This is a genomic window from Pseudomonas sp. PME37.24/025 (genome assembly GCF_055556615.1).
In genome coordinates this window covers 1-272 of the sequence record NZ_JBVHNK010000191.1, presented here as the reverse complement: position 1 = coordinate 272, position 272 = coordinate 1, and the positions used below count along the sequence as shown (strand labels likewise).

Below are 272 nucleotides of genomic sequence, written 5' to 3'. Positions count from 1 at the left end.
ACCCGCCGTAACCCTGACCAACCGCCATGGAGTGAAGGCGGTGGTCATTGCCTGGGGCGCGGCGTTGCAGCAGCTATGGGTGCCCGACCGGCACGGAACCCTGGCCGACGTTACGCTCGGGCCGGCGACGCTCAAAGACTATGTCGACAAGCGCGAATTTTTCGGCGCGACCGTGGGCCGCTTTGCCAATCGACTGGCCAGGGGCCGGTTCACGCTGGACGGCACAACTTATCAGCTGGCGACCAATGACGGTGCCAATGCGCTGCATGGCG

Annotated in this window: 1 protein-coding gene; it reads left to right on the top strand. The window is 65.1% G+C overall.

What is annotated here, in order from left to right; translation table 11 throughout:
* Nucleotides 1-272 (top strand): aldose epimerase family protein (locus tag ACZ3HH_RS30030; protein ID WP_465810220.1); only part of this gene is annotated, 272 nt, incomplete at both ends.